The organism is Mesorhizobium argentiipisi (SeqCode) (genome assembly GCF_037179585.1).
Classification (GTDB): domain Bacteria; phylum Pseudomonadota; class Alphaproteobacteria; order Rhizobiales; family Rhizobiaceae; genus Mesorhizobium; species Mesorhizobium argentiipisi.
Window position 1 is genome coordinate 1 of sequence record NZ_JAPYKO010000070.1, and the last position, 3,127, is coordinate 3,127.

Below are 3,127 nucleotides of genomic sequence, written 5' to 3' on the forward strand. Positions count from 1 at the left end.
CGCCTGGTGCTCCTTCAAAATGCCGATGATCTGTTCGTCGGAAAATCTCGATCGCTTCATTGCCCTGTCTCCTCATCCGGATGACAGGCTATCCTCAAAGCGAGGACATTTCAGGGGAGCACGTCAAGCCAGTCGCGCTCTGCTGGACGGACCCGACGGTGCTCTCGCAGCACATTCTGTCCAGCTGTTGGCGCTGTTCATTCATGAACTAGCAACTAACGCGGCTTCGCACGGCTCGCTCTCGACAGCGAGAGGTCGAGTGCAAGTCTATTTGGCAAGACAGACCGCAGAATGGCGGCTTCGTCCTCGTTTGGGAGAAGTCGGTGGACCACCTCCACCGCCGCGTCGACGAAAAGGATTTGGAACGCTGATCGGTGATGCGACATTTCGGAAACAGCTTCAGGGATCGCTGCAACGCGATTGGTCAGAGCAGGATCGTAGCTGACGTCCCTAACGTCACGCCCTCAGGTAAAGGGAGCTTGCTGCGATCGCCGCTCAGGTTGGCATCCTCAACAGTCATTTAACCGATTGCAAGAAAGGTCCGTGGCGCACCCTCCCCCCGCAGTGGTCACAAGGTACCGTCTTGCCGGGACACCCTGTTTTGTGGGTTTCCTGCCGGGCGGTCACTGCTGACGCATGCCACCTGCCGCAGATGAATATCTTCGCACTCCATGCCAGGTTGAACATGCGAGAGATGCGGTATTTGGCGGGGTCGGCAATTATCCTTTGATAGATGCACCCAAAAACGGTTTGGCCGAAGACCGCCTCGACACAGCCTGCTAATCAGGCCAGGGTTCAGCCGCTCGGCCCAGCCTTTCCCGTGGGGTGTCGCGCCATACAGGCTTGCACCTTTGATTCATTGCGACGGTGGAGAACGCCGCCGCGCTTTCGATAGGAGCTTTGCAGCGACGGAGCGGGCTGATCCGATGCTTAGTCCTTCAAAGCGTCGCGGACAGCGTCCTTTGCCTTGCCCACGCCCTTTTGCAGCGTGCCCTCGGCTTTGTCAGCCGCCCCGTCGGCGCGGAGCTTGTCGTCACCTGTAGCCTTGCCGATCTTGTCCTTGACCTCGCCGCGCAGTTTCTTGGCAGATCCTTTTACTTCGTCCTTGTGCATCATCGCGCTCCTCTATCTCGGACAACCCAACGTGGGGTAAGCCGGAATGTTCCTAGTCCAAACGGCGCATTTGCATAATCGGCTCGCCACCGCCGCGCTTGGCCCACCTAGCGCTTCCTCTAATCGTTCTGCTGGGAACTGACGCCCCAGGCGGCCGTTCCCCTGCGCGTTAGATAGGTTGAGTGCATCCGGCGGATATCGGAGCTGTTTTCGAGTATGATGATTGAAATAGCGCCGTAGACAAACGCAGACCGGAACGCGGCGCAAGTATCCGGAGCATCCCTCAAGTCGTGGCGCTTGCCGCTGGACCATGAACCACAGAGAGGAAACCCGCGGAGCGGATCGTGGTCTGGTATCTTGATCGAGGCGGATGGCAAGGCACCCGACCAAGAAGCAGCATCGCAGCCCTTAGGCTGTTATCTTTTGTGTCGCGGTGGGGAAGCTGATCCTGCGGCAATTCTTCTGATTCGTCGGGCCGGCGCCGGGTATTTCCCCAACAGCAACGGCGCCGGTCACTTCGAGAGGGGCAAGCATTGAAACGGGCTCTCGAGCGGGTCTCCTGCGGAGCAGCATTTCCAGTGTGGGCCTGGTTGCGGTTACAGTCCAACCGGCGGTTCGCGGTGGAGCAGCCCAAGCGCGTGACGCTTGGTGGTCAACTTTGCCCGGGGCCTGACATTCCATTAGTGATTGCTTGACTAAGCCGTCCTTCGCTCCAGAATCGTTTCAGGGCTAAGGGTTCATTCAACATCGGTGACGAGGTCGTCATCACCGCGACTGTGCGCCGGCGGTCACCGACGATCGCGTAAGCGTCTCGATCTCGACCTACAACCACCCGCATTCGATCGTTGACCGAACATCGAAGGTCAGCAAGGGGCAGCCGATCGAGCTCGTCGGCGAGGTCACCCATGTCAGTGGGGGCAGGGTCACCGTGCATCTTGGAATAGCTGTGACCGCAGACGTCGACGCAGTTATCGTAAGAACGCGCTATGTGCCGCCCACGCGCAAGACGCCGCTCACCGATAGGGCGACCTGAGACTACTAGGCAGCGGACGGCTCCGGCTTACCGTCCAATGGATGCTTAAGGCAAATCGTATCAGCCCCCAGTCATGTCTATCGTCCGCCGAGGCCGGTGGTGGCAAACAGACTGCGCGCAAACCGCCGTCGCCGGGAAAGCGCGGCAATGGCGGCTTGGACATCGAGGTTACATAGAGGGTGGGCCGATTGGTGGCGACCCCGTGGCGATCCCATAGTCATAGGCCCAGATTTCGCCGGTCCAGGCGTCGGCAAAATAGAAGGTTCAGTCGTCGGGGCTCCAGCAGGGCCCGTTGGAGATCCCGGTATCGATCTTAGTGACTGAAAAATCCGGTCCAGCTGTAGAGGGCGCCGGAAGGCCCCTCTTCATCGTGTCCGTGGAGCCGGCGAAGAAGGGCTAGCCGGTCGACCTTGGCGTTGTTGAGCCGGTTCATCGGTCTGTCCGGCTCGGGATCGTGGATGAGCGTCACCTCGGCGCTGGCGAAATCGAGCAGGTGGAAGCCGCGCTGCAGCGATATAACGGCGCCTGCGCCGTCCTTGCGCCTCCATCGAGCCGATCGTCATCGGCACGTCCCAGCTGCGGATCTCACGCGCGGAGAAATTCAAGGTGAGCCCGAATAAACCGGCGCAAGAATATCACCGGTCAATGTCAGCGTGCCGTTTCGGCATGCTGAAAATGTCTCCGCCCCTGGAGGTGTTGGTGAAACGCAGAGTCGGCTGGCCAAGAATGCCTACCAACAAGGCCGCCGCTGCATTTAACAAGAAACACTGAGACCAAATCGATCCGCCACGATTGCCCGCAAAGGATGCAGCGCTCCGATCGATGGCGCGGCTGGAGAAGGAACGCCGGACGAAGCGCAGGTCCGGCACTCGCTGCATGCCCGGCCGGAACCTGAACCAGGGTCGAACATTCTTGCTGTTGAAAATCACCAGAACTGACCCGGGGGACGAAATAGGTGAGGTCTCTAGGCTTTAGAGCGTC

The 3,127-nt window shown here is 59.5% G+C and carries 1 protein-coding gene and 1 pseudogene; one reads left to right on the plus strand and one right to left on the minus strand.

The genetic code is table 11. The features are described from left to right. Nucleotides 1-445 (plus strand): annotated as a pseudogene (locus tag O7A05_RS33895) (hypothetical protein); the annotation flags it as partial. 485 nt (nt 446-930) lie between these two features. Here the strand turns inward: O7A05_RS33895 and O7A05_RS33900 are convergent. Then, nucleotides 931-1,113 (minus strand): CsbD family protein, encoded by a 183-nt coding sequence (locus O7A05_RS33900; protein ID WP_140847805.1) that lies wholly within the window; start codon nt 1,111-1,113, stop codon nt 931-933. Nucleotides 1,114-3,127: the final 2,014 nt, after the last annotated feature.